Here is a 25,707-nt window from a genome sequence, read left to right as displayed (position 1 = left end):
TTAGCCTTCCTGGGACAACAATGAATTGTATTGGGCGCTAATCGCAGCAACCTGATCTGGGCCAAAAACCAAACTCAAAACAGGGGAAACCAAAAAACGATCTGGGGTATCAGTTTTTATTAGAATTGAGTTATCAACCATCTTACTTACCGCACTATTGATACGTTTCTCAAATCCAGACTCGTCTGTGCTATCTGCCGCTTGATAGAGCATTAAATGCGAATTTATCTCCTCCCGATCAACCATCACTGGCTCATTCTGATCAACTGCAGATAATAGAGAAGAACGCAAAAACAGCAATAAGGCCGTATCGATAAACTTTAACGGTAAAGAACGCATCACCTTCGGCATACCGGATTCCGGGACACTCACATTCTTGGCGAACGCTAGACCCAAATCCAAATCCAACACCAGTTCAAGAAAAACATCAGCTAAACGAGAACGAATAATAGTTTCATCCGCCAATAAAGCCGCCCAAAGTTCCCGGTGCTTATCTGCTCGAATATAGGGCCCTTTCATCAAAGCCAACAAAGCTCGACGGCTATCGAAATTTAGTTGCCCCACATCGCCAGGCCATAAACCTTGAGGCAACTCCGAAAGTACCTCATCATTATCACTAATCGAGGGCGCCTGGTGGGGTTGAGGTGCGGGCTGAGCCAGCTGTGCGTCGTCAGCCTGTTTAGACAGGTAGCTAAACAAATCATCGGAACTAGGATTACCAGCCATAAGTCAACTTCACTTCCTTAGAAAAAATGTATGAAGGAATATTTGAAACCTTAGAAGTACCATTACGATCCACCCAGGAAACCTCTTGTAGGCCGGTAGTTGCTTGGCCCTCGCGCTTAGCAATCACCAACAGTCCAACCACAGAAGCCACTCCTTGCGAAGCAGGAAAGCGCTCTAAGACATCGGCGATACTAGCTACCTTGAGCTCCCGCAATGTCGCGTTCACATTCTTAGCTAATTCCACATAATCAATCTCGCTCTCACGCGAAGCCGCATGCAACTCCTCCAAAGAAACTGTTTTGGTTTGGGCTATCACTAACTCTTCCGTCACCAAACCATCCTCGGGGTTAAAAAGCTTCCAAGCGGAAATAGAACCAAAATTGAAACCCGTTAAATCGAGAACGCAACCGCTATCCTGCCAAACTTTCAAATTCGGCAAAATCTGGGAAGCCAAGTGCTGGGCTGAAACCAAATCGCGTGAAAGCTGCCGGTGCATTTCGAAACGACGACTCTGCACAAAACGACGCAACGAACGCGAAAAATTCACCATCGTAGACTGCACAATATCCGACTCAGTCAACAATAAAGAACGCCAATTTCGCAGAAAAGAACGATCCTTCAAAGGCAAATCTAAAGCGAAATCACGTGACAATAGCTGCTCCATCTGATCATCAAACCGCGCCGAAGATTCCAAGTCACGTAACAGGTCATAAAAACCATTGAAAGAGCGCCCAGCCTCGGAATGATTTATCTGATCGATTCCCGTAAAAACTTCCTCCAACACGTCGCCCCGACTCAAATCAGCTCCGACCACATGTGAATGAAGCTCATTATTTAATACCGAAATTTGGTCACGAACCCGAGAAAAATCATTCGGCACACTACTAGCCAAACTGATAATCTCAAGCACCCGCTCTTTCGCCTCGTGAGCTTCAATGGGCCTAAAATTGCCACTTTTTACTTCCGCAATCTCCTGTTCAATCGCTCGTTTTTGCGCTTCTAAAATCTCCAAACGAGTTGCCTTAGAAGCGTCCGAATCTTTAACCAAACTCTCCAATTGTTTAGAAATTGTGCCCAAACGAGAACCGGTCGCAGTCGAACGAGGCTGATTAATTCCCGACACGAAATGGATAGCATTCTGCGCCCAGGCAGAAAGCTCATACTGTTCCTCATTAGTTCCAGAAATGTTGGTCCTAACCAAAATGCCTGCTCGGCGCCAATCATCACAATAGGCCTGCGCACTCCGAGAATACTCCCAGCCCTCGTCACGTAAAGCCTCTAAATCACCCTCGATCAGTTCATGTAACTGGGGCGCAGGTAATCGTGGATTCTGCGGATGCAAATGTGAACCCAAAACTGCAACTGCCAAAGGAGCCAAATCCAAACGTAACAAAACCAGCGCAGCATTACTTTTTTGTAAGCGCTCCAGCTCGCGCACCCTCGCAACTAGGCCGGCAGCGGATATAGTAGCTTCCATGGTAAACAGCCTTTTGCCAGAAATGGTTTCTAAAATATTTCTGTATCAAATATATCTCTTCGTTTCCATTTTGCTTAGGCTAGGTAGAAACTTTGGGGAACGTATTGATCAACTCTAATATTTTGGTGTTGATTTTTTGTGCGGGGTAGCAGTTAATGCTTGCCTGTATTCATCAAATTTGCGGCAAAAGAGTAAAATCGGTACGGAACGTGACCGACAAAAGCAAGGGAGCTGGTCGTAATGGGATTCTTTTTGCGGAAAAAGCAAACACAGGCAACCGACTCCTCACCCAGCTTAACCAGTGAGCTCACCCAGTACTTTGTTTCGGTACAAGAACGAGCCAACCTGGTAGATTTTGCTTTCTCGAAGGAAAATCATCTACAAGTTCCCCTGCAAGAGGTGCGGAGCGGCAAGCTCCCTGAAGAAACCGCCAAAAAACTGTTTGAACTTGAGCGGAAAAACTCTAGCAATAAGAAGCCAAACCCGAATGAACCCATTTCGCTGGTAATTTCTCTAATCACCTTGGAGGAGCATCGTAAACATCAGGGGCTGCTGTTGCTACCCGCTACTCTAGGGCCTGACGGCACCATTAGTGTGGAACTTGAAAGCAACTCCCCATGGATCCCAGCTAGCCGAATGACCTCCCCGGGCACACCAGACAAAGAAGTTATGGTTGGTCCGCTAAGAAACTACTGGAAGTTCCTGCACCAACAAAGCGAAACCCTGATCGGCAACATTGAATCCACCACTGACGCCGTCAGTTACGCCTACCAACTATTTGGAAGCGTGCAAGACCAAAACTTCCAAGCACTCACCCAGTCCCAAAATCAACCAGCGGGGGAGCGCCAGTCGGGGTATCAAGACCAAAACAGCGCCACGCCAAATCGCGCATCGGACGAACATCAGAATCGCCCTCGGATCATATTTGATACTTGCTTTATCGCACCTGGCACCATCGTGGTGGCCAATCGAGGCATCCTCAACCTTTTGTCAGATTTGAAAAAGAACTCCGACCAAGCACCGCTCTACCGTCGGCTCGTCAACCTCAACCCACCAAGCAAAACCGGGGTAGAAAACCTTTACGGTCAATCGCAAATGCAAGGTCTGCTATCTACTGCGATCGCGGCCAAAGGCTCCATGAGTAACGGGTTCCCGCTCACGCCCTCGCAAAGAAAATCCCTCCATGCTTTCCTCAAATCTGAAAACGGAGAAATCACCGCTGTTAGTGGCCCACCCGGAACCGGCAAAACTACCCTGCTGCAATCAGTGGTCGCCTCTCTCATCGTGCAACATGCCCTCGACGGCAAAAATGCGCCCCTAATCGTTGGTACCTCCACCAATAACCAGGCCGTCACTAACATTATCGAGTCCTTCAAAAAGGTCACCCCAGATAACCCCAGCATTTGGGAACAACGCTGGCTCCCAGAAATCCCCACCAGCCAAACACCCGCTCGCTACAACCCGCTGTCCCCCAACCGGGCCGAAACAGACACACAACTCCAACCCGATAGCCTCGCCTCAGAACCCGAGGCGATTGGCGGCCTCGCCGCCTACTGCCCCTCCGGCATGAAAACCAAAGAGGCGCAAAAAGCCGGATACTTGGTAGAAAACCCATACAAAAGTGGGGTCTACCAGCCATACTCGGACGAATACTACCGGGAACAGGCGTGGAACTACTTCCAACAACAAGCCGCCAAAGCGCAAATCGTCACCGCTGGCACGAGAATGTCCGAAGTGTCCGAGCTGATTCGACAACACCTAACGCACCTAGAAAACTGCCGCCAACAACTGCTGACCGACTTCGTTCCGTTGGACGAAAGGTCGAATCCCAACCAAGTTTTCCGCTTCCTGGTCCCCCAACTAGAAAGCCGGGAAGAAGCCGCCCAGGAAGTCTACCTAAAGACAATTAACGACCAGAAACTCCTCGGATACCTTGGTAACGACCTCCTAAAGATCTGCAATGCGGATACTCTGGACGAGTTGGATCAAACTCTCGACATTACTCTGCGTTACCGCCAATTCTGGCTGGCCGTACATTACTACGAAGCCAAATGGCTAGAACATATTTTTAGCGAAGACCGGATCGCGGAATCCGACCTCGGCAAGAATACTAAGAAAATCATGGACACTTATTGGGGTGCCATCACTTCGCTCACCCCGTGTTTTGTGATGACCGCGTACCAATTACCCCGTTATTTTGCGCTCTGGAGTCCCGATGAGGGCAATAACCCCAACTATGGGGCGATCGACCTGCTGATTGTGGATGAGGCCGGCCAGGTTGATACGACTTTGGGCGCTGCCGGTTTTGCCTTGGCCAAGCGGGCGCTTGTGGTGGGGGATGTGCGCCAACTCGCCCCGGTGTGGAGCGTGGATCCGGAAAGCGACGAGGAACTCGGTGACGCGCACGGACTCGGCCAATACTGGGATGAACTGAAGGCGGCGGGACTGACCGGCTCGCAACCCTCATCGCTGATGGCTGCTGCCAGCCACGCCTGCCAGTGGGAGTACGGCAAAACCAAACCGGACGGCACCCGCCAAGGAGGCCTGTTCCTCAGCGAACACTTCCGTTGCCACAGCGAAATTATCAACTATTGCAACGACCTTATTTACGACGGGATGCTAGAACCCAAACGGCCAGAAAGCAGCTGGCCACTAGGGCAAATCGTGGACATCCCTTTCCTCTTCCGCCCCGTCCCAGGATCCAAAGACGAAACCCAAGGATCGAGCCGGCGAAACCTGGTAGAAGCCGAAGCGATCGTCGAATGGATCGTAAAGCACCACGAGCTATTCACAGAAATCTACCCGGGACGGAAAGCAAGTCCCATCGGGGTGGTCACGCCGTTCAAAGCGCAAGCGAACCTGATCAAACGAGTGTTGAACCAGCACCCGCAAAAACCTCGCGCTGCAATCACTATCGGCACCGCGCACACTCTGCAAGGTGCCGAACGCCCCGTCATCCTGTTCTCTAGCGTGTACGGAGAAAACTCCAACGCCACCAGTTTCATTGAAAACACCCACGAGCTGATGAACGTGGCCGTTTCGCGCGCCAAAGACCTCTTCATCGTGTTCGGCGCCGAAAAACGCCGCAGCGACACCGGCAAAGTCTTCTCGCTCATCCGCCAGCACGCACAAGTCAACGAATGCGACTTCGTGACCGCCAAGGAAGTGCAAGACGAGCCCCTTGGCTCCGTTCAGCTTGCCGAGGACGAGGTCGCCTTCGAAAACAAGGAAATCCCACAAGGGGATAGCCAGAACGTTGGGGACGAAAAGACAGAAACTGCGACAGAAGAATGCTCGGAGTCTCCTGCTGATAGTGAGTTTGCAGCGGCGGTTGAAACGTCAGCTATAGAGAATCAAGTGGAGACTCTGAGCCCATTGGAACGGGAATTGATGGTACCCACCCTCGGGCAAAATGGTATGCATCGGATTTCAGCAGAAACGTACTTCCAAGTGCAGGATGAATACTATCCGAAGGCTGCCTATATTAGCGGTAGTATGCTACTCAAAATCGCTACAGAACTAGGGGTGGAGCTTCCTAATGTGCCAAGGGCAGGGAAGAAAGAAAGCAGATACAGTGCTCGTGATCTGAACGAAACCCTAGCCACCAATGGGCTGATAAAAAATATTGATGGTAACTGGATTCCGACCCTGCAGGGGCGGGAACGAGGGATAGTAGTTAAGCTCGCAAATAACAGCAAACCTGACCGGCATTCTGCCACTACCGAGGAATCGACTTCGCAGCCAAGCACTTTTAGTTCGTACTGCGTGTACCCGATTTCAATGCTCACCACGATTGTGGAAATAGTTCGAAACCTGCAGTAGTGTCAGTATTTTGGCTAATTTCGCTAGCTAAGATGCATTGGTAGTTCCGGTTATTTTGACTTGCGGACTAAAAATTAGAGTGAGCGAGCCACACTTAAGAATAGTTGTTATTATTTCCCTGTTGGCATTTATATGTTTGTCTATGAAGGGATGCCTATGTTGAATAGACGGATGCTAAGTGGCGCGCTAGTACTAGCGCTTTCTTCCACCCTTGCTATGGTTGGTGCGCAAAACGCAAGCGCTGAGACCGTTAAAGAAGATCCTGTGAAGAACGCTATTTGGGCGTTTCCGCACGGTGCAAAGGTTTTCAGGCAATCTGACGGTACCTATCGGATTGGCCAGCCTTTGACTGGTGGAAAAGCTATCGGGGCTGTTCCGAAAGGGCTTGAAAAATACTATTCGCAAAAGATTACTGGGCTTTCGGATTCTTGTTTTGCCGTCAAAGATAATAAACAAGAATGTGGCTGGTTGATTGTGCCAATCGATTATTCGAACCCTAGTGCGGGAAATATTGCACTTTCGTATTATCGTCATTTAGCAACTTCGGGGAAGTCTAAAGGATCGATCGTATTCAATTATGGTGGACCTGGGGCTGACTCCTCGGCCTATTTGTACTCTTGGACCGACGATAAAGACTATGCCGCTTTGAATAGGGACTATGATTTAGTCGCCATTTCGGCTCGTGGCACTATGAGTGACGAGGATTATCGTTACTATACTGATTCCGTTGGTGGTTCGCTTCCATTCTCCCAGTGTGATGAGACGGAATTTCCATCAAATAGTGGGACCGTGGAGCCCATGGAGAAAGATCCTCAAAAGGCCACCCAGAATGATATTCAAGGTAGTAAGCGTTACGTCAAAGATTGCTTAGATTATTCTGGAAAAGCTTTAGGGTTTGATGCGAACCAGCGAAAGCTGTTCTTGAAGAATCTGGGAACTGTGAACGCTGCTCGAGACATGGATGTTTTGCGTAGCGTTATTGGGGACGAAAAACTAAACTACTTGGGGATGTCTTATGGTACGCGACTCGGGTATGAATATGCGCGGCAGTTCCCACAAAACACTGGTCGAATGGTTTTCGACTCTAATCTGAACATTTATGAAGGAAATGCCCCCTCGGAAGCTGATAAAAAGACTAATCTAACCGATGCACAACTTCGTGCTTTGAATGCACATTACATTTCGCAAGGAAAAGGTTTCCAGGAGACCTTTGAAGAGTTTGCCAAATGGTGTAATAAGCAGGATGATTGCGTGTTAAAGCGGAAGGAATTACAACCACATGATGGTGATCTAGCGGATGATTCCCCAAAGCTTTCATTAGCAACGAAACAAATCCAAAACTTACTTCGACGATTCACTAGTGAGCCGTTGAATCATGAAAATGTGCATTTTGGCTATTGGTACTTGGCTACCGCGGTTCGTGGAGCAATGTATAGCAACGATCCTGATACTTGGAAGATGCTAAACGATAGCCTAGATACTTTAGCCACACGCAATGAAGAAGCTTACTGGAGTGCAAAGTGGAAACTCGATCGTTTGTACTCACGTTACGCTAATCCGGGAAACTTTGGTAGAGCTGCATATACCACTATCTCTTGTGCTGATAAAGCTAATCCTGCCGCTATGGATGCAGATAATGGTCGTCGAGTCGAGCAAATGTATTTTGAGGTTGCCCCATTCGTTGATCCGGGAGCTCCCTACAATCAAGCTGGAAGCGTTAACTCGTGTGACGTATGGCCGTTTGAAGGTAACCTTCCGGCGGGACATGATCTAGATAATCTTCCTGAAATGTTGGTAGCCAGTAATCGATTGGATGGTGCCACTAGTTATGAAAATGCCCCAGTTATGGCAAAAGCTATTAAGGGACGTTTGTTGAGCGTTGAAAATACCGGTCACATCGTTTTCCAGCGTAAACAGTGCGCAACCAAAATGATCACCGACTATCTAACCACGGGTCAGCTTCCACCTGAAGGAACCACAGACAAGGCATGTACGGTTAAATCCTACCGTTCGGCAGTGACACCAGAACCGTCTGCTGAGCCAACAGCTGAACCGTCTGCCGAGCCAACCGTGGAACCCTCTGTTGAACCTTCCGCAGAACCGACGGTTGAACCAAGTGCTGAGCCGACTACTGAGCCGACCGAGGAACCAACTGTTGAACCTTCTGTAGAGCCATCACCAGAGCCTTCGGTCGAACCAACGGCTGAACCTACCCTTGAACCAACTGCTGAGCCTTCAGCGGAACCAAGTGTTGAACCAACTGCAGAGCCCTCGGTGGAACCAACGGTAGAACCAAGTGCTGAACCAACCGCTGAACCTTCGGTAGAACCAGACGTGGGTAATCCTGAGAAGGATGATTCTGACGGTTTGGTGATTAAGCCTTTGCCTTCAGAACCGAACATTGTTCGGACCGTCCCTAAGAAGGGTGAGCCAACGGTTAAGAAGCCTGCTGCCGCTGTAAACAAGGATAAAAAGTCGCAGCCTGCTGACAAATCCGTGAAGCCATCAGATAAGAAGCAAGTGAAGAATAATTCGAAGTTGGCTGACACTGGCGCGAATGGTTCGGAACAAGCTTTGATTGCCGCTTCGATTCTGGCCCTACTTGGTGGGGGAGCAATCTATGCTGGTCGGAAGCGCGAAAAGCAAAATAGCTAGATAAGGTTTGAAACTAGCTTCTAGCTAAAACAAGTTGGGGTTACCTAATGTGGTAAAGCTACATTTCAGGTAGCCCCAACTTCTTTGCTTTAATCGCTTTCTAAAAGGTCGATCGAGCCACGTTTAGTAAGCAAATCTGTAGCATTTGAACCTGAAAGGGGCATTTGCCTAGTGATCTTTAGGGCACAAGCGGCCTAGAAATCACCCGGTAGTCCGTGGGATTTTGCTTCTTTTTAGCGTTGAACGCACCTAAGCGATCCAGGAATTTGCAGTAGAATTCGCTGGTGACCACGTCCTTCCCTCCGGTGTGAATATCAAAGGATGATCCTTCTCTTGGGGTGTCTTGGAAGGACTCACACAATGGGGTGGGTGGGATCCCCAAATATGGGTAGCAGGCGCAATAATCGATTGCCTCGTCTTGGGTCAATTTACCTTGCGAATACAGTTCCAACACCCGTTTGGGGGTGAGCAGTTCCTCGAACGAAAAACGTGCCACCAAATCTGGCAGATAGTGCGCCAAACTAATGGCGATCAGTGGGCGATTCAACTGTTCGAAGTTGGAAAACTGTGAACCAAACACATACCAACCGGCATAGTCTTCTAAGGTGGGACGATTATGCGCCTCAAAATCCGCCAGCAACTGGGTGCGCCTGTCAGACTCGGGCAGTAGGCAAACCATCTGCCACATCCAACCCGGTACTGGCTTCGACTTATACAGCAGAGTCTCCCACCTATCGAGGACGTCCTCGGCCCACCAGTCAAACCACTCGTCTAGCAAAGCCAACGCAATCTGTTCCAACGGGGTGGACCCGCCCTCGGGCACGCGACTACGCAACTGCAACAGGTTCGGTTCCCGATCCATCGGATGCACATCGTTATACTCGCGAAGACTCGCTCGGCGATACAAAACTTTGAAACCAGCATGGACCACGTCACCAACAGTGACCTCGTCCAGGTCCAAATCCGGTAAATTACACCATTCCAGCCCAGCACTAATAGCGCCCTCAAAATAGGCGCTAACTAGCGACTGGGCGATATTTTCATCAAACATCGCTTTTCGCTTTCATTTTTGTAGGGTTAGTTTTTCGGCGGATCACATCAACGCCAGAAGGTGAAACGGCAACCATGCCGTGCACAATTCGATAATAGCCCCAACCGGATTTATGAGCAAGACACATAGCTCGCGATCAGACAAAATCGTCGGATACTAAAACCTGAAATACCTGCAGACGCAGATTCTTCCTGAAGGGAGTACTCCTTTCCCCTGAGGAAGAGCGGTACTTTTCAGGTTTTCTTCAGACTGATTTTCTTTCTGTGGCTTATTATCTATTTGTCTTTACTTTTGATCATGGGACGGGGAAATGAAAAATTTAAAACTAGCAAAAGTTGTTGGCGTAGTTTTGGTGATTGTCGCAGTAATCATCGGATTAATTCCGATTAGCTATCAGGGTGTTTCCTGCGGCTCTGTATTGATTCCGTCAGATGCCGCTGAGGTGCATGATCTGACAACGAGTTTTAGCAATGTCAGAACAGATTTTGCGGGACAATGTGATCAGTCCCGGACGTTATATTTTCTATTTTTTCTGATAAGTCTTGCTGTTGGTTCGCTCTTGTTCATTTGGGCATGGTACACAACAAAATTGTTACGGCTCCAAAGTAGCAAAGCTGCGGATGAAGCTGGCAATAGCCTAACGGAAGAACCGAATGATAATAACGGTCGCTCAGGTTTTGCAGGTGAATAGAAACCTGTACTTCTTTTCTCTTCGGGAAATCGTGACCACTAGCTTGTGCTGTCTGTTGGATTGAAGATTCGTGTTGGTGGTTTCTTTTGATCTGCAACTTTGCTTGTCGGTTAGCGTTTTTCTTGCGATAAAATCACCCTATGGCAACCCCTGATTTTATTCTTGAACTTCGTGAGCAGATTGGTCACGCCCAACTTTGGCTCCCCGGTGTGACTGCGGTGGTACTACGCCCAGCGGACGGCACCACCGCCGAGGCGCTGCCCGACGGACCGTTGAACCCCGCCGAGTGGGAAGTGCTGGTCGTGCGCCGAGCCGACAATGGCCACTGGACTCCGGTCACCGGCATCATCGACCCGGGGGAAGAACCAGCCGTTGCCGGTGCTCGCGAAACCCTTGAAGAAACTGGGATCCACGCCCTCGGCCAGCGACTCCTATCGACCGAGGTGGTTGGCCCCATCACCTACGCCAACGGGGACGAAACTATCTACCTCGACCTAGCATTCAGCTTCCTCGTTACGAAACAATCCGAGGGCGTCACCCCCTGGCCAGCCGATGGAGAAAACACAGAATGCCACTTCGTTAGAGCCGACCAGCTCCCACCCATGAACGCCCGCTTCACCCGAGTCGTCGCCCGCGCCCTCGAAAACCCGGGGCAAGCCGCGTTCAACCAAAAATAAAGACGATAACTTGAACAAAAAATCGCAAAATATAAGGTCTCTGAACGCCGGATAAGCGCAAAACTATGCGGAAAAATCACGCTTTAAAGTCTGATAATAGGATTAACTTGTCCTCTGGCTTCTAATGGGCTATTTTTTACTCATAAAACGTGCGGCAAAGATGTCGCTTACCGGGAGAAAAAGATGGCTGAAAATCCTGAAAATGAAGATCGCGCTCTAGTAGAGGCAGAAAACAAGCTCGTAGAATCTCTTGCCGAGAATCCCGTTACGGAACTTTCTGAACTCACTGCTGAACAAGACGCCGAAGCGGTTGCTTTCGCAACAGAGTTTTTAAAGAAAATCATTCGACTTCGTGGCGTGAAAATCGAACGTGACAAGTTCCTAACGCAAGAGCTACACCGTCTAGGGGTCTCAAAAGCAGTAATTAAAGAAGCAGTCGACTCTACCCCTTTCGATGCGGGAGTTGACCCGGAGATTCTTGACCAACTCGCAGAAGACACTATCGGCTTCGAAACCAAAAAGTCTGCCTCGATTTCCTTCTTTGCTGGTCTTCCCGGTGGTTTTGCCATGGCCGCAACCATCCCAGGTGACGTGATGCAATACTATGTACACGCGTTCCGAGTCATGCAAAAACTAGCCTACTTATATGGCTGGAAAGAATTTCTCAAACAACTAGATGATGTTGATGATCAAACTCTTGGGCTTTTGGCATCTTTCCTTGGGGTAATGATGGGAGTCGCGGGTGCCTCAAACAGCCTAGTTACTTTCGCTAACTCGGTAGCTCGGCCAGCCATCCAACATCAAATCGCCAAGCAAGCTCTAACCAAAACAGTCTGGTACCAGCCAGTAAAACAAACCCTAAAACTGGTTGGAATCAAAGTGACAAAAGATTCCCTCGCTAAAGGCCTAACTAAAGCCGTGCCATTATTGGGAGGTGCAATCTCCGGTGGTCTAACCCTTGTGTCACTGCGAAGCCAAGCCTATCGACTACAAAAACACCTGCGGAAAAACCCGCCACCTTTCGGTGAATCAGCAAAATACCTAGAAGCCTTTAAGCAGTTAGACCTAGCAGCCGAACAACAACCAGAAGAAGAAGGCGTAGTTTCTCGGGTTGCCTCGCAATCCCTACACGCTGGTAACGCGGCGCTAAATGTCGCAACCAAGGGGGTAATGGGAGTTGCATCTGGTCTTGGTGGCGTAGCAAGCAAAATGCTATTTAGTACCCCCAGCAAGTCCGAAGAAACCGAGGCTGAAAAATAATACGAACCTCGAAATCCTGCCTAAAGCCGTTGACGCGCTAACTATTTTGGTTACCCGTCAACGGTTTTAGCTGTCATTAGAAAACGTTGAAAATGCCGGCAGCGAGAAAAGGCTGGATATTAATCGCCCTCCTCGAAGGTCACCGGCTCGGCCAGGTTACCGAAGAACTCGATCTGCGCTGGAGGTGGGAACTCGGGGTAAGGCTCCTCATCGCTGGTGGGAGCGCCCTCAAGACAAAGTAGCTTGTCACCGCGGATGAACAGCAACAGCATTAGCCCCTCCGACTCGTTCATGCAAACAGAGTAGCAAAATGTGGCCTGAGGAACATTTGGTATCATGGTTAACCTAGATAACAATCCTTTGGAGGAAGCATGACCCAGAAAAAGCTTGCCGCCATTATCAGCTCCATCGGTGGGCTGAGCCTGTTCATTGCCACCATCCTGTACTACTTTGTCGACCGCGAAAGCTGGTTCTTCCTCTTCTTCGTGCCGGCCATCATCCTGCTAATTGCCGGTTACTATCTGAAACCAAAAACGGAGCCGAAAACCCTCGACGAACTCTATCCGCTTGACGACATTCCCAACCCCACCGCGGAAGAAATCAAGGAATACCGCCGCCGGCACACCGAGGCCAACATCGCTCAGGCAACCCTCGCCCTCAAACGAGAAAAAAGCCGCAAACAACAAGAGGCCAAGAAACAGACCAGCGTAAAACCACCGCTTTCCGAGGACGGTTCCCGGCTCAATTAGCCATAGTCCGCGTGTGGATGTGAACAGGACGAGGACGACACCCGCATCGCGCCCTGATTCCTGAGGATGAGCACGCCCCCGCACCCCGAGGACGCGGCACCCGCATCGCACCCCGAGGAGGCACCCGCATCGCACCCCGAGGAGGCACCCCCATCGAGCCCGCGCCCGCTGAGGACGCATCGCCCTCGGCCGGTCTCGACTAACTCGATTTGGGGACTGGGGCTAAAATAGGCTCGTGAAAATTCTTTCCGTGGTAGGGGCGCGCCCCCAGTTTGTGAAGCTTGCACCGATTGCTCATGCTTGTGAGCGCGCCGGCGTAGAACACATTATTGTGCACACTGGCCAGCACTATGATCCGATGCTTTCCGACGTTTTCTTCCAAGATTTGCAGATCCCCGCACCTGACGAGCATCTTGGGGTTGGCTCTGGCTCCCACGGTCACCAAACTGGTGCCATGCTGGCTGCCATGGACGATGTTCTCATCAAACACCAGCCCGACTGGGTGCTAGTTTATGGCGACACGAACTCCACCCTCGCCGCCGCCCTTTCCGCAGTCAAACTGCATTTCCCCGTCGCACACCTCGAGGCCGGTCTGCGCTCCTTCAACCGTGACATGCCCGAGGAACACAACCGAGTGCTCACCGACCACTGCGCGGACCTGCTACTTTCGCCGACCGAGGTCGGGGCCACCCATCTGGCCAACGAAGGGCTTAAAGACCGCACCGTGATTGTGGGCGACGTAATGACCGACGTCCTGTTCACCACCCGGGATGCCGTCAAAGACAAGCCCTCGCCCATCACCGAGGAACTTGGTTTCAAAGCCGGCGAATACTCGCTTGCCACCATCCACCGGCCAGCCAACACTGACAGCAAGGAACAACTTGAGGCCGTCCTCGATTCGCTTGGAAAAGTCGACCACCCGGTAGTGATCGTGGCCCACCCACGCCTCGTCGCGAAGGCCCAAGAACACGGCCTCGAAATTGAACGCGGTAACCTACACACCCACGCACCCCTGGCCTACCCAGACCTGGTGGCCGCAGCCATGCACGCCCGCGGTGTCATCACCGACTCCGGTGGCCTTCAAAAAGAAGCCTTCCTGCTGCGCGTGCCCACCACCACTGTGCGCACTGAAACCGAATGGGTAGAAACCGTGCAACTAGGCTGGAACGTCCTCGTCAATCCGGGGGAGGAGCTAGTTGAAGCTGCGGGGCGGCCTCGACCCCAGGACACCCAAGAAGCCCCCTACGGTGACGGGCACGCCGCCGACAAAGTCGTACGAGTACTAATCGAACACGCCCGCGACTAAGCGGCTGAACTGTTCGGGCACGCGGCTGAACCATCTGGCTAAGCGGCTGAACTGGCTGGGCATTCGGCTAGGTTCGGGTCGACAAACCCAAGAAAAGTTAGCTCGCATGCCCCGTAAACGCAGACTTAACGCCCCCAGAGGAATCACTCCTTGGGGGCGTTAAAACAAGAAAATCTCAGGGGCCGAGGCCGGCTTCGGCTACTTGTTAATCACGGGCAGCGTATCGATCACGAACTGGGCGCGGGCCTCCCAAGTGTGGTTTTGGCGCACCACTTTGGCTTGCTCGGAGCGCGTAACAATTTCGCTTGGGTCTGCGGCCAAACGCCCAAGGAGTTCTTTCGCGGCAGTCAGGTCGTAGGGGATGGTCCAACCGCAATCGCCCTCGGTAATGAAATCCCCAGCCATGGTTCTTGCGCTGGCGATGATGGGTTTTCCAGCCCCCAAGTACTCGTAGACTTTCATCGGCTGGGCAAAGGAACGGTACTCGTCGGGGCGCATGTAAATCGAGCAAACTGTGGCCCAATCGTAAAGTTCGTTCAGTTCCTCGCCGGACTTGTGCACCACCCGGATACGGTCGCTAAGGAAACGTTCAAGCTCGGGTTTTGCCGACTCCCAACCGGCCGCACCCGTACAAACCGTCAGCTCCACCCCAGGGGTTTGCGCCACGGCCTCGAACAGCAAATCTGTCCGGTAGTGTCCACCAAGCGCCCCAATGTAAAGGATCCGCACCCCATCAATCTCGGTGTCGGTATCGCGAATCTGCGCGCCCGGGGGCAAAGCTACCGCCTGCTCTAGCGGGTACCCGGGTACCTCGGCTGCCATCTTTAACGAGGGGACGAACAGGCGATCAACAAAAGCTCGGTATGTCGCTAAATCCCAGTGATACATGCGGGTATTTATTGTGGCCAGAGGCCAACCAACCCGTTGACGATAATCGTCATATTTCCAATAAATATCCCGGTAAAAGAGGCCAATCGGCACCCCTGCTTGATGCAAAGTTTTCAGAAGGCGTCGGTCCAAAAAAGGGTGCAGAGGAAAATGCTTGGGCTCAGTCACCATGTTTGGAATCGTCGCGGACTCGCTATAACACAAGTCGATTTTTCGCCCTCGATCCAAATCGGCCTTTAAGCGCTGCAAAGCCGAAGCGCGAGTTTTTGCATTCCCCGTCAAATCAATCACCTCGTAGCCGAGTGATTCGAAAGCCTGTTTCATCTTCACTGGCCGAATTCCGGACGCAGAAGTTGCCTTCGGATTTAACGGGTAAGGTGCGTGGTAGGCAACCGTGGTCATCGTAAACTCGTCAAAGTGTCTATCACAAGCTGGGCACGAGCCTCCCAAGTGTGGTCCTGGCGCACGTTTTTGACTCGATTGGCAACCTGGACAATCTCGTCAGGATTGTCACGCAAACGCTCCAAAAGGTCCGTCAGGGCAGACACCTCGTAAGGAATAGTCCACCCAGTGCCGCTCTCGCTCACGAACTGACTAACCATCGTGCCTTCGCTTGCAATCATTGGCTTCCCCGCGCCCAAGTATTCGTAAACCTTCATTGGTTGCGCGAAAGCCCAATAATCAACCGGTTCCATGAAAACAGAACAAATGGTGGCCCACTCATAAAGCTCATTTAGCTCGTCACCTGACTTGTGCACGACCCGGACCCGATCACTGAGATACTTCGCGAACTTATCGCCAACAGCAGCCCACGATTCCTTTGTCGTACAAACTACGAGTTCCACTCCAGGAGTTTGCGCTACCGCCTGGAACAATAGTTCGTTCTGGTAATGGGCACTAACCGCACCAATGTAAAGAATCCGAACCCCGTCAGTTACCGTATTAGTGTCACGAATCTGTGACCCTGGGGGCAAGGCCACCGCCTGGTCGAGTGGATAACCTGGAATATTCTCAGCCATCAAAAGTGAAGGCACAAAGAGACGATCCACATTCCGACGATAAACCCCTAAATCCCACTGAAATAACTGCCTTAAAGCAGTCGCCATTGGCTTTCCAACCGCCTTCTCATAGTCTGGAAAACGCCAATAAACATCGCGGTAAAACAAGCCCGTAGGCACCCCCGCCTGATGTAGAGCTGTAAAAATTCGGCTCTCCAGAAATGGGTGAGGAGGGTAGTGCTTCGGCTCGCACAGTGTGTTCGGAATATTCGCCGATTCGGAGTAGCACAAGTCGATTTGGCGGCCCGCCTGCAAGTCCTGCAACAAGCCCTTTAACGCCTGCTTTCTAGTCTTCGCATCGCCAGTCAGATCGATGACTTCACAACCCAAATTCTCAAAAGCCTGACGCATTTTCACGGGACGGATCCCCGATGCTGCCGTAGCATTTGGATTCAACGGGTACGGAGTATGGTAAACAACCGTAGTCATAGCAGCACAATATCCTCTCGCGACAGGTTCACGGCAAAAGCCGCACACGAATTACCGTCAAGTTTAGCACCCGCACAACGTTGAAGATAAAGCGCCCCAACATTTTAAGCTTGCTGGCCGAGGACGTCACCCAACTTGATTTGGCCCGTGTACAAGGCCTTGCCCACAATCACGCTATCGACCCCAGCCGGTACCAAACGCGCCAGCGCCTCAAGGTCGGCGAGGCTCGCCACCCCACCCGAGGCGGTGATCTTCGCCCCCGTGCGGGAAGCGACCAACTCGAGCTGCTCCAAGTTCGGGCCAGATAGCGCCCCGTCACGTTTCACATCGGTCACCGACAGGCGCGGGCAACCGGCCTCGGCAAGCTGCTCCCACAAGGGCCAAAACGAACCCAAGTTTTCCTTGGTGCCGCGAGGGCAAACCTGCTCCCCATCCAAGTCCACCGCCAAAGCCAAACGAGGCCCAAAATCAGCCGTGAACCCAATCAAATCCGACATCGCCAACAGGGAACTTGAAGCCAAGTTCAGGCGAGCAGCAGGAGTGGCAGCCGCCCACTCCCAATCCTCAGGACGGTTCAAACCACCCGAAAGCTGGATCTGGACCTGACCGGCAAACTCCGCCATCACATCCTCCAACAGAGACTGGTTCTGGCCACGCCTAAAAGCACGATCCAAGTCCACCAGATGCACCCAACGCGCCCCAGCCGCCACAAAATCAGCCACCTGATCGCGGGGAGAACCAAAAGACTGCGCCGAATCGGCTCGCCCCTGCGTCAAACGCACGCACTGGCCACCAGCCACATCCACTGCCGGCAACAAGGTCAAGGCCGACAAATCCGCTTTCCTGCTCGTCATCAGGGTGTCCTACTTGGTGGGCGAGGCGTTAGCGTCGTCGCCATGGGCCGAGGCCGAGGTCGCGCCAGCCCCAGCGTTGCCGGTCGCACCAGCCGTGCCAGTCCCAGCGTTGCCGGTCGAGCTTGCCGTGCCAGTCCCAGTGTTGCCGCTCGCCCCAGCCTCGCCGCTTCCTGCGTTGCTTTGTTGCGGTAGGGTGGCGGCGGCTTTCATTTTGGCCACGAACTCGCGTATCCGCCCGAGCCCATTGCCGGCTTGTCCCGCCCCCAAACTGCCGAGGCCGCCGGCCCCGTGCGGGCCGGAAGTGGCAAAACCTGGGGGAGCGGCTACCGCCCCGGCGGAAACGAGCGACTCGGGATCCTCGCCCTCGGCTGGCAAATCAGCCGGGAACAAAGTCAAGTCCTCATCGGAAAGCTGCGCCACCAAGTTGACCACGGCAGAACCAGTGATGGCCCCGTCCGCACCCGCAGCAAGGGCAGCCGAAACATGCTCGGGCTGCGAAATGCCGAAGCCCAACAGGATCGGCAGATCGGTGTGCTCACGCAAACGCGCCACCACCTGGTCCAAACCCTCTGTTTCTGCGGCATTTTCCGTGCCGGTCACACCCACGCGCGACACCGCGTAAATGTAGCCGCGCGAATACTTGGCCACCTGCTCGAGCGTGCGGGCATCACCCTGCGGGGGAGCGATAAACACCGCATCCACCCCGGCCTCGGCCGCAGCCTGAGCAAAAGCCTCGCCCTCGCGAGTGGGCACATCCGGCAACAGCACCGAGTCGACGCCCACGCGAGCACATTCGGCGTAAAAACGCTCCGCCCCCCACGAGAACGGCAAGTTCGCGTAAACCAACAAACCGATCGGCACCTGGGGGTGACGGGCCCGAATCTGCGCCAGCAAATCAAAACACGTTTCCGTATCCACACCCGCCTCGAGCGCCCGCAAGTGCGCGGCCTGAATCGTTGGGCCGTCAGCAACCGGGTCCGAGAAGGGGAAGCCCAACTCCAAAGCGTCCGCCCCACCGGCAATCAGCTCGTCGATAATCGCCAAGGATGCGGCCGGAGTCGGATCGCCCAGCATCACGAATGGCACCAACGCGCCCTGGCCCGACGCTTGCAACCGGGCAAAAAGATCTTCGTAACGGGTCATCTCAGTTCCCCTCTCCCTTAATAGTTTCGTGGGCCGAGGACGAATCGCCCGCCCCAGCCTGCTCGCCGCCGCCGGCCGAGGACGACTGCCCGTCAGACCCCGACCCAGCATGGGCCTGATTCAACAGTGCTTGGGCGCGAGAAACCGCCCCATCCTGGCTGAATGAACCGCCAAACTTTTGGCGCACCTGTTCCAAATCCTTGTCGCCACGCCCCGACAGGGACACCAAAATGACCGGATTTTCGGGCAAACCTGGGTGGATGCGCTGAGCTGCGGCCACGTCCTTCGCCACCTGCAGGGCGTAAGCCACCGCATGCGAGGATTCGAGGGCGGGAATGATGCCCTCGTGACGCGACAGGGCCTTGAAAGCGTCCAAAGCGGCCTCGTCGGTGACCCCCACATACTGGGCGCGCCCCGACTTCGATAAGTGAGCGTGCTCCGGGCCAACTCCCGGGTAGTCCAGGCCGGCCGAAACCGAGTAGGATTCTTCGACCTGACCCTCGCTGGTGCGCATCAGGTAGGAGCGCGCCCCGTGGAGTACGCCAATCTTGCCACCGTGGATCGGAGCCCCGTGCGAAGCAGTGTCCAAACCAAGACCGGCTGGCTCCACCCCGGCAAGGGCCACGCCCTCGTCCTCGACAAAGTCAGCAAACATGCCGATAGCGTTCGAACCGCCACCCACACAAGCAACCACCAGGTCAGGCAGGTCGCCGGTGAGCTCTAGCATCTGGTTGCGAGCCTCGGTCGAAATCACTCGGTGGAACTCGCGCACCATAGTGGGGAAGGGGTGCGGCCCGGCCGCAGTCCCCAACAGGTAGTGGGAAGTGTGGAACGTGGCAGTCCAGTCGCGCAACGCCTCGTTTACCGCGTCCTTCAAAGTGCCCGCCCCGCTGGTCACTGGCACCACGGTTGCACCCATCAGCTCCATGCGTTCCACATTCGGTGCTTGGCGCACAATGTCGGTCGCACCCATGTAAATGGTGCAATCGAGGCCGAGGAGCGCACAAATCATCGCGGTGGCGGTGCCATGCTGGCCCGCACCCGTTTCGGCAATAATGCGCGTCTTACCCATGCGTTTGGCTAGCAGTGCCTGACCCAAAACCTGGTTGCCCTTGTGGGCACCGCCGTGCACCAAATCCTCACGCTTGAGGAAAATGCGGGCGCCCCCGCCCTCGGGCAAGTTACGCAACTCGGTGATCGGAGTGGGACGACCCAAGTAGCGCGAAAGTAGCTCGCGCACCTCGGCGATGAACGAAGGATCCTCGATCGCGTCCACAAAAGCTTTTTCCAGCTGATCCAGCGCGGGGATCAGCAGCTGCGGCACATACTGGCCACCAAATTCGCCAAAATACGCGGGAATCAGGGTGTCGGTGGTGGTCTGTGGGTCGGTGCGATCCGCTAGTTGCGACAAGGGACGCGGAGTCCACTCGCCTGCCGCCGCATTGGCTCGCACGCCAGAGCTCGGCTGGGATGCCGGGTTCGGTTTGCTGGCCGAGGACGCCTGGTCGGACTGGCCTGCCCCCGCTGGGGTCGAAGCCGGCGCTTCGGCTTTGTCAGCCCCTGCCGGGGTCGAAAGCTTGGTGGTGGGCTTGCGGCTGGCCAAGTGGTTGCCCGCCAAAGCAGCGGCCGCGCGCCCCGGATCCTCAGAGCCAGACAGGGACGAACCTACCAAAAGCGCATCAACTAGCGGAGCCAAACGGGCGACATCTTCGCGCTGGGCCACCCCAGATTCGCCTACCAGCACCACGCCGGCCGGAGCCAGGGGAGCCAGTTCCTCGGTGCGGGCCAGATCGGTTTCGAGGGTGCGCAAGTTGCGGTTATTCACGCCCACAATGCGGGCGCCCAGCTCGGCGGCGCGTTCCATCTGGTCGGGAGTGTCGACCTCGGTCAACACATCCATACCCAGCGAGGCAGCCAAACCGGACAGGTAGCGGTACTGCTCGTCGTCCAAAACGGAAAGCATCAATAAGATCGCGTCCGCCCCATGCGAGCGCGCGGCTAGCACCTGAATCGGGTCAATCACGAAATCTTTGCACAGCACCGGGCAGGTCACTTCGGCACGCACTTGCGTCAGGTGATCTAGGGAGCCGCCAAAATGGTCGGGTTCGCACAGCACGCTGATGGCGCTGGCCCACGGAGCGTAGGAGCGGGCCAGCTCGGCCGGCTGATAACCATCACGAATCTGCCCCAAAGTGGGGGAGGCGGACTTGCACTCCATGATTAGCGCTGGCTCGAGGCTCGTCTGGTTTTCGTTGCTGTTTGCCGAGGCCGGACCCCCAGTTGCGACGCCAGCCGGAGTCGTGGCCCCACCTTGAGTGGGCGCATCCCCACCTTGGGTGGCCAGGGCCGAACCCCTACCTATGGGTCGGGTGCGCAGGGCGTCCTCGAAAGAACGATCCGACTTGGGTAGCGACGCGGCCGAAAGGTGACCGTAGCGTTCGTACAGCTCGGGCAGGCGCGCTCGCCTGGCGGCCACTAGCTTGTCGAGGACGGTGCCCGAAACGCGAAGTTGTTCGGGGACGGGTGAGAATGCTTGGGGGCTCATGCGAGTTCCTTTCCGGTTAACTCGGTCAAGTATTGGGCGACCTGGCCGCTTGCCAACTGTGCTTGGATCTTAGCGGTGGCGCTCTTGAGGTCTTTGGCTCCGCCGGTCAGGTAGTAGGCGGCCGCGGCATTGACGGCGATGGCGTCTCGGTGGGCGTCACGTCCTCGGCCCGCAAACACGTCACCGATCAGGCGCGCATTTTCGGTGGCATCCCCACCGACCAGTTCGGATAGGTCATAGTTGGGCACTCCGAAATCGGCGGGAGTGACCTGGTAGTTGGTGATTTCCTCGCCGCGGGTTTCGTAAATCTGGGTGGGTCCGTGGAGCGCAATTTCATCGAGCCCGTCACCGTTTACCACCAAGGAACGTTCCCGACCGAGGGCGACCTGTGCTTTAGCCACCAACGGCAGATAGTCGGCCTTGGCCACGCCCATCAACTGGTAGGTCAACGGGGCGGGGTTAATCAGTGGACCCACCAGGTTGAAAATGGTGGGGTTGGCTAGGACCTTGCGGACGGGGCCCACAAAGCGCATGGCCGGGTGGTAGCCCTGCGCGAACAGGAAGGTGAAACCGCCCTCTTCCAACTGTTTGGCGGCCTCTTCTGGGGTGGCGGCCAGGTTGAAACCGAAGGTTTCGAGCACGTCTGCCGCCCCACACTTGGAGGAGACAGAACGGTTACCGTGTTTGGCGACTTTCACTCCCAGGGAGGCGAGCACCAAGGAGGCGGCCGAAGAAATGTTGATGGACTGGGCGCCATCACCACCGGTGCCCACAATGTCCAAAATGCCGGTCGCGTTGGTTTTAAACGGGGTGGCCACTGCGCGGAAAGCGCCGGCAGCACCCGCGATTTCGTCGGGGCTTTCCCCGCGGGCATGCAGGGCGGCCAGGGCGGCAGCCACATAAAGCTGGTCGAGCTGCCCGGCACTGATCGCACCAAAGAGTTCGGTGGCAGCTTCTAGGCTCAGGCGCTGACCGTTCATCAGGTCGCGCACCAACTGCTGGGCGGCCAAGTTTTCGGCAGGCGCGGCAGCTTCAGCGGTGGTGTTCTGGTTGGCGTTTGGTGCTTCGGTGGTCATTTTGGTTTCTTTCTGGGTTGCGGGCAGTTATAAGTTTAGTGGGCAGACACGGTGGCGGGAGCGTTGGTCCCAACCGTTTGTGGTGCCTGTTTGCTGGCGGGTTTATCTCCCGGCGGTGATGGCTTCGGTCAAGGAGCGCAGTAGTGGCGGGCCAGAGCGGGTGAGGATCGACTCGGGGTGGAATTGCAGTCCGGCAGCGGGCGCCTCTTTGTGTTTGGCGGCCATTTGTACGCCCTCGGCAGTCACGGCCAGACTCTCAAGCTGGTCAGGTAGTTCGCAGGTGCCGAGTGAGTGGTAGCGGGCGACCGAGAAAGTGTCACCTTCGACTCCGCTCATGCCCGCCCAGTTGCGTCCTGCCTCGGTCAGCAGGGTGGGGTAGGAGCGGCCGTGCACGGGGAGGACGGGGGCGATGGTGCCACCACAGGCGGTGACGAGCGCTTGGAAACCGAGGCAGATCCCTAGGGTGGGGAGTTTTTCGGTCAGGGCCACGTTCAGTAGTTCCATCATGCAGCCGGGGTCGGTGGGGTGTCCGGGCCCGGGCGAGAGGCACAACAGTGGGCGGGTGCCTTGCGCCTGTTCTTTTTCGGTGGGCTGGAGTGCGCCCAAAAGGTGGCTGGCTGGCAGGTGGTTGCGATACACCTCAATTTCGGCACCCAGCGAGGCGAACAGGTCAACCAGGTTGTAGACGAAGGAGTCGCGGTTGTCTAGTAGTACTACGCGCATTTTCAGGCCTCCTTGGGGGTAGGGTTGCTGGCCGAGGCCGGGCTGGCCTTCAGGCCGGTTTGGGCGGTGCCGGCCGCTTCGGAAGTGTTGGTGGTGTGGGCTTTGCTAGCGCCATCTGGGCTGTCCGCGTCGGTGCCAGCTTCGGTGGCGATGCGTAGGGTTCGGCCTTGGGAGGCGGCGATCGCTTCGAGGGTGGCGCGTGCTTTGTGGGTGGTTTCGGCGGCCTCGAGGGCGGGAAGGGAGGCGGAGACGACTCCGGCGCCGGCTTGGACGAGGGCGGTGCCAGCTTTGACGAAGGCGGAGCGGATCACGATGCAGGTGTCGAGTTCGCCGTCGCCGCGGTAGTAGCCGACGGCTCCACCGTAGGAGCCGCGGCGTTCGCCTTCGGTTTCGCGGATGAGTTCGGCGGCCCGCAGTTTGGGAGCTCCGGTGAGGGTGCCCATGGTCATGGAGGCGCGGAAGGCGTCGAGCGGGTCCACGTCGGGGCGTAACTGGCCGGTGACTTCGGAGACGAGGTGCATGACGCGTGAGTAGCGGTCGACGCGTAGTAGGTCGGTGACTTGCCGGGTTCCGGGCACGCACACGCGGGCGAGGTCGTTGCGGGCTAGGTCGACGAGCATGACGTGTTCGGCGACTTCTTTATCGTCGGTGCGTAGTTCCAGTTCGAGCCGGGTGTCGAGTTCGTGGTCCACGTTGCCGTTCTGATCGAGGCCGCGGGGGCGGGTGCCGGCGATGGGGTGGATGGTTACGTGCCCGGTTTTGGCGCTGTGCAGCAGGGATGATTCGGGGGAGGCACCGAACAGTTCAAATTCGCTGGTTCCCAGGTAGAACATGTAGGGGCTGGGGTTGGCTTCTCTTAGTTGCTGGTAGGCGGCGAGGGCGTCGGGACAGTCGATGCGGTATCCGCGCGAGGGTACCACCTGGTAAATGTCGCCGGCAGCAATATTGCCTTGTAGTTTGCGCACTTGGTTTTCGAAGTCGGTGTCGCCCACGGTGGGGGTGGCCACGATTTCTTTTGCCGAGGTCGAGGCCGGGGCTGCGCCCAAGCCTGCGCTCGCTGACGCGCCTGCTGTGCCCAAGCCCGCGCTCGCTGACGCGCCTGCGGCCTCGTTGCCCGTGGTTGAGCCTGCGGCCTCGTTTTGGAGGGCTTGCGCGAGTTCACTCATGCGCCCTCGGAGATATTCGTGATCGTATGAGGCGCCCACGAGAGTAGATGTCTGGGTGGGGTGGTCGGTGACGAGGATGGTGGCGGCGTCGTAGAAGACGTAGTCGGGGCAGGTGTTTTCGCCGGTGGGCACGGCCGGCAGGGTTTCGAAGGTTTCGAGGTAGTCGAAAGCAAAAACCCCAGCCAAGAGAGGCAGGTGCTCGTGGGGAACGGTTGCCTGGGCTAGGGTTTTGAGTGGCGCGAGGTTGGAGATTTGGGTGAGTCTGGCTTGTTCTTCCAGCTGGTCGTCACCGGTAGGGAAGTTGAGGATGAGCTGGCTGTCGGTGCGGTTGGTAACGTACGGGGCGTGGTCGCGGGCGAGCCGGTTGAGGGTGGCGTCGCCGTCTTGGCCTGGCAGGAGGCGGTCTACGGTGACCTGGTTGCCTTGGCAGGTGAGGCGGGCGGTGGCGTCAAGGACCGCGATTGAGGTTAGTCGTGCTTTGGAAGCAATGTCGGCACTGTCAAGGAGCACACAGTCGGTGGGTCGGCCGTTCATGGTGGGTAGCAGCCCTTCGCGGCGCAGGTTTTCTAGCAGGTTTCCCCCGTCTACCTGGTAGGGGACGGTTTGGGTGAGCACGAGTGGGGTGGGGTTGGCCGAGGCCGCACTCGACTGGTTTTGCCCCGCAGTTTGGGGTTTGGTCCCGTCGGATTTGGGGGAACTAACTGGTGTTTCACTCATTAGTTTTGCCTTTTTTGTTTTGGGGGCTGGCCGGTTGGTGGGCAACAAAAATGGCCCGCCGGAGTCGGCGAGCCAGTGGGTTTTCAGGTTGCAGAAATAGCGGGCTCACCGTTTGGTAAGCCACCACCACTGCATCTGAACGTTACGCATGCCAGCATCGTAACACACTAGGCCAATTTCCGGCAACCGTGCGGTTGGGTCTATTCTGCGTCGGCGTCGAGTCGTTTTTCGTCCTTTTGGTGTTGGTGCCGCAATATTATTGGCAGCAAAATCACGGCACCAATTACCCCCACAATGGTGCCGGTAGCATATGGGGTGATTTCAGCTCCGCGATACCAGCCGCCAGCTAGCCAGGTTAGTAAGACTACGATAATCAGCAGGGCGCTTTTCAACGGTAATTTTTGCTTGGGAAGCGGTGCTGGTAGATAGCGGCGTGAGTAGGTGTTTGCTGCAAAGGAACCTAGAATCAGTGGCAATAATAGTAAGGATGAAGTGTAGAAGAGGTATCCGGGTAGGATCCAACCAAAGGCGCACATGAGTAATAGTGAGCAGTAGGTGGAAATATTCCAGGCGATAGTGCCTTGTTTGAAAGCTAAATCTAAAGCAAATTCGTCTTGGTAGAACTGCTGGTACTTGCGGATAATTTGATCACTGAAATGGTTCATAGTTTTTTCCTACTTTCAGTCTGTCAGGG

Annotated in this window: 19 protein-coding genes and 1 pseudogene; 7 read left to right on the top strand and 13 right to left on the bottom strand. The window is 55.0% G+C overall.

Features of this window, described 5'->3' with window-relative positions:
* Positions 1–726: a DUF4194 domain-containing protein gene (locus BK816_RS08505; protein WP_083379191.1), complete on the bottom strand. Its 726-nt coding sequence runs from the start codon at positions 724–726 to the stop codon at positions 1–3.
* Positions 716–2,203 carry a DUF3375 domain-containing protein gene (locus BK816_RS08500; protein WP_071164775.1) on the bottom strand — a complete coding sequence of 496 codons (1,488 nt, stop codon included), beginning with the start codon at positions 2,201–2,203 and terminating at the stop codon, positions 716–718. The genes BK816_RS08505 and BK816_RS08500 overlap by 11 nt, the downstream gene beginning before the upstream one ends.
* A 240-nt stretch (positions 2,204–2,443) precedes the next feature.
* On the opposite strand from BK816_RS08500, the gene BK816_RS08495 reads away from it, so the two are divergent.
* Both BK816_RS08495 and BK816_RS08490 read left to right on the top strand, forming a co-directional pair.
* Positions 2,444–6,025 (top strand): DEAD/DEAH box helicase, encoded by a 3,582-nt coding sequence (locus BK816_RS08495; protein WP_071164774.1) that lies wholly within the window; start codon positions 2,444–2,446, stop codon positions 6,023–6,025.
* A 156-nt stretch (positions 6,026–6,181) separates the two neighbouring features.
* Positions 6,182–8,680, top strand: coding sequence for an alpha/beta fold hydrolase (locus BK816_RS08490; RefSeq protein WP_071164773.1), 2,499 nt, complete (start codon positions 6,182–6,184; stop codon positions 8,678–8,680).
* Positions 8,681–8,858: 178 nt separating this feature from the next.
* Here the strand turns inward: BK816_RS08490 and BK816_RS08485 are convergent, their stop codons facing one another.
* Positions 8,859–9,731, bottom strand: a complete 873-nt coding sequence (locus BK816_RS08485) for a hypothetical protein (protein WP_071164772.1) — start codon at positions 9,729–9,731, stop codon at positions 8,859–8,861.
* Positions 9,732–10,041: 310 nt separating this feature from the next.
* Here BK816_RS08485 and BK816_RS08480 point away from each other — a divergent pair, with 310 nt between their 5' ends.
* The 3 genes from BK816_RS08480 to BK816_RS08470 all read left to right on the top strand — a co-directional run bounded on the left by BK816_RS08480 (position 10,042) and on the right by BK816_RS08470 (position 12,359).
* Positions 10,042–10,422, top strand: a complete 381-nt coding sequence (locus BK816_RS08480) for a hypothetical protein (protein ID WP_071164771.1) — start codon at positions 10,042–10,044, stop codon at positions 10,420–10,422.
* Between the two features lie 140 nt (positions 10,423–10,562).
* The gene (locus BK816_RS08475; protein WP_071164770.1) at positions 10,563–11,099 is read left to right on the top strand and encodes an NUDIX hydrolase; all 537 of its coding nucleotides are present in this window, start codon (positions 10,563–10,565) and stop codon (positions 11,097–11,099) included.
* A 183-nt stretch (positions 11,100–11,282) separates the two neighbouring features.
* Positions 11,283–12,359, top strand: coding sequence for a hypothetical protein (locus BK816_RS08470; RefSeq protein WP_071164769.1), 1,077 nt, complete (start codon positions 11,283–11,285; stop codon positions 12,357–12,359).
* A 119-nt stretch (positions 12,360–12,478) separates the two neighbouring features.
* Here the strand turns inward: BK816_RS08470 and BK816_RS09340 are convergent, their stop codons facing one another.
* Positions 12,479–12,652, bottom strand: coding sequence for a hypothetical protein (locus BK816_RS09340; RefSeq protein WP_156982026.1), 174 nt, complete (start codon positions 12,650–12,652; stop codon positions 12,479–12,481).
* Positions 12,653–12,730: 78 nt separating this feature from the next.
* Here BK816_RS09340 and BK816_RS08465 point away from each other — a divergent pair, with 78 nt between their 5' ends.
* Both BK816_RS08465 and wecB read left to right on the top strand, forming a co-directional pair.
* Positions 12,731–13,108, top strand: coding sequence for an MFS transporter (locus BK816_RS08465; protein WP_071164768.1), 378 nt, complete (start codon positions 12,731–12,733; stop codon positions 13,106–13,108).
* Between the two features lie 235 nt (positions 13,109–13,343).
* Positions 13,344–14,414: a non-hydrolyzing UDP-N-acetylglucosamine 2-epimerase gene (gene wecB / locus BK816_RS08460; RefSeq protein WP_071164767.1), complete on the top strand. Its 1,071-nt coding sequence runs from the start codon at positions 13,344–13,346 to the stop codon at positions 14,412–14,414.
* Positions 14,415–14,612: 198 nt separating this feature from the next.
* Here wecB and BK816_RS08455 read toward each other — a convergent pair whose 3' ends face one another.
* The 9 genes and pseudogenes from BK816_RS08455 to BK816_RS08415 all read right to left on the bottom strand — a co-directional run bounded on the left by BK816_RS08455 (position 14,613) and on the right by BK816_RS08415 (position 25,678).
* On the bottom strand, positions 14,613–15,704 hold the full coding sequence (locus BK816_RS08455) for a glycosyltransferase (RefSeq protein WP_071164766.1): 1,092 nt from the start codon (positions 15,702–15,704) through the stop codon (positions 14,613–14,615).
* On the bottom strand, positions 15,701–16,789 hold the full coding sequence (locus BK816_RS08450; protein ID WP_071164765.1) for a glycosyltransferase: 1,089 nt from the start codon (positions 16,787–16,789) through the stop codon (positions 15,701–15,703). The genes BK816_RS08455 and BK816_RS08450 overlap by 4 nt, the downstream gene beginning before the upstream one ends.
* A 104-nt stretch (positions 16,790–16,893) precedes the next feature.
* Positions 16,894–17,643, bottom strand: coding sequence for a HisA/HisF-related TIM barrel protein (locus tag BK816_RS08445; RefSeq protein WP_071164764.1), 750 nt, complete (start codon positions 17,641–17,643; stop codon positions 16,894–16,896).
* Between the two features lie 324 nt (positions 17,644–17,967).
* Positions 17,968–18,786: pseudogene (gene trpA / locus BK816_RS08440) on the bottom strand (tryptophan synthase subunit alpha); the annotation flags it as partial.
* A 1-nt stretch (position 18,787) separates the two neighbouring features.
* Positions 18,788–21,331 (bottom strand): tryptophan synthase subunit beta, encoded by a 2,544-nt coding sequence (gene trpB, locus BK816_RS09210; RefSeq protein ID WP_083379189.1) that lies wholly within the window; start codon positions 21,329–21,331, stop codon positions 18,788–18,790.
* On the bottom strand, positions 21,328–22,407 hold the full coding sequence (trpD, locus tag BK816_RS08430; RefSeq protein WP_083379188.1) for an anthranilate phosphoribosyltransferase: 1,080 nt from the start codon (positions 22,405–22,407) through the stop codon (positions 21,328–21,330). The genes trpB and trpD overlap by 4 nt, the downstream gene beginning before the upstream one ends.
* A 102-nt stretch (positions 22,408–22,509) precedes the next feature.
* Positions 22,510–23,130 carry an anthranilate synthase component II gene (locus tag BK816_RS08425; RefSeq protein ID WP_071164762.1) on the bottom strand — a complete coding sequence of 207 codons (621 nt, stop codon included), beginning with the start codon at positions 23,128–23,130 and terminating at the stop codon, positions 22,510–22,512.
* Between the two features lie 2 nt (positions 23,131–23,132).
* Positions 23,133–25,013, bottom strand: a complete 1,881-nt coding sequence (locus BK816_RS08420) for an anthranilate synthase component 1 (RefSeq protein ID WP_071164761.1) — start codon at positions 25,011–25,013, stop codon at positions 23,133–23,135.
* Positions 25,014–25,213: 200 nt separating this feature from the next.
* A complete protein-coding gene (locus tag BK816_RS08415; protein WP_071164760.1) occupies positions 25,214–25,678 on the bottom strand; it encodes a hypothetical protein in 465 nt (154 codons plus the stop codon).
* Positions 25,679–25,707 lie beyond the last annotated feature (29 nt).

The organism is Boudabousia tangfeifanii (genome assembly GCF_001856685.1).
Classification (GTDB): domain Bacteria; phylum Actinomycetota; class Actinomycetes; order Actinomycetales; family Actinomycetaceae; genus Boudabousia; species Boudabousia tangfeifanii.
Note: the sequence above shows the minus strand (reverse complement) of the source record. Positions and strands in the feature narration are given on the sequence as shown.

Coding starts and splice junctions, on each gene's coding strand:
- BK816_RS08420 (WP_071164761.1), bottom strand. CDS start 25,013: ATGAGTGAAACACCAGTTAGTTCCCCCAAATCCGACGGGACCAAACCC.
- BK816_RS08490 (WP_071164773.1), top strand. CDS start 6,182: ATGTTGAATAGACGGATGCTAAGTGGCGCGCTAGTACTAGCGCTTTCT.
- BK816_RS08475 (WP_071164770.1), top strand. CDS start 10,563: ATGGCAACCCCTGATTTTATTCTTGAACTTCGTGAGCAGATTGGTCAC.
- BK816_RS08495 (WP_071164774.1), top strand. CDS start 2,444: ATGGGATTCTTTTTGCGGAAAAAGCAAACACAGGCAACCGACTCCTCA.
- BK816_RS09340 (WP_156982026.1), bottom strand. CDS start 12,652: ATGAACGAGTCGGAGGGGCTAATGCTGTTGCTGTTCATCCGCGGTGAC.
- BK816_RS08415 (WP_071164760.1), bottom strand. CDS start 25,678: ATGAACCATTTCAGTGATCAAATTATCCGCAAGTACCAGCAGTTCTAC.
- BK816_RS08505 (WP_083379191.1), bottom strand. CDS start 726: ATGGCTGGTAATCCTAGTTCCGATGATTTGTTTAGCTACCTGTCTAAA.
- BK816_RS08445 (WP_071164764.1), bottom strand. CDS start 17,643: ATGACGAGCAGGAAAGCGGATTTGTCGGCCTTGACCTTGTTGCCGGCA.
- BK816_RS08465 (WP_071164768.1), top strand. CDS start 12,731: ATGACCCAGAAAAAGCTTGCCGCCATTATCAGCTCCATCGGTGGGCTG.
- BK816_RS08425 (WP_071164762.1), bottom strand. CDS start 23,130: ATGCGCGTAGTACTACTAGACAACCGCGACTCCTTCGTCTACAACCTG.
- BK816_RS08485 (WP_071164772.1), bottom strand. CDS start 9,731: ATGTTTGATGAAAATATCGCCCAGTCGCTAGTTAGCGCCTATTTTGAG.
- trpB (WP_083379189.1), bottom strand. CDS start 21,331: ATGAGCCCCCAAGCATTCTCACCCGTCCCCGAACAACTTCGCGTTTCG.
- BK816_RS08455 (WP_071164766.1), bottom strand. CDS start 15,704: ATGACCACGGTTGCCTACCACGCACCTTACCCGTTAAATCCGAAGGCA.
- trpD (WP_083379188.1), bottom strand. CDS start 22,407: ATGACCACCGAAGCACCAAACGCCAACCAGAACACCACCGCTGAAGCT.
- BK816_RS08480 (WP_071164771.1), top strand. CDS start 10,042: ATGAAAAATTTAAAACTAGCAAAAGTTGTTGGCGTAGTTTTGGTGATT.
- BK816_RS08450 (WP_071164765.1), bottom strand. CDS start 16,789: ATGACTACGGTTGTTTACCATACTCCGTACCCGTTGAATCCAAATGCT.
- BK816_RS08470 (WP_071164769.1), top strand. CDS start 11,283: ATGGCTGAAAATCCTGAAAATGAAGATCGCGCTCTAGTAGAGGCAGAA.
- BK816_RS08500 (WP_071164775.1), bottom strand. CDS start 2,203: ATGGAAGCTACTATATCCGCTGCCGGCCTAGTTGCGAGGGTGCGCGAG.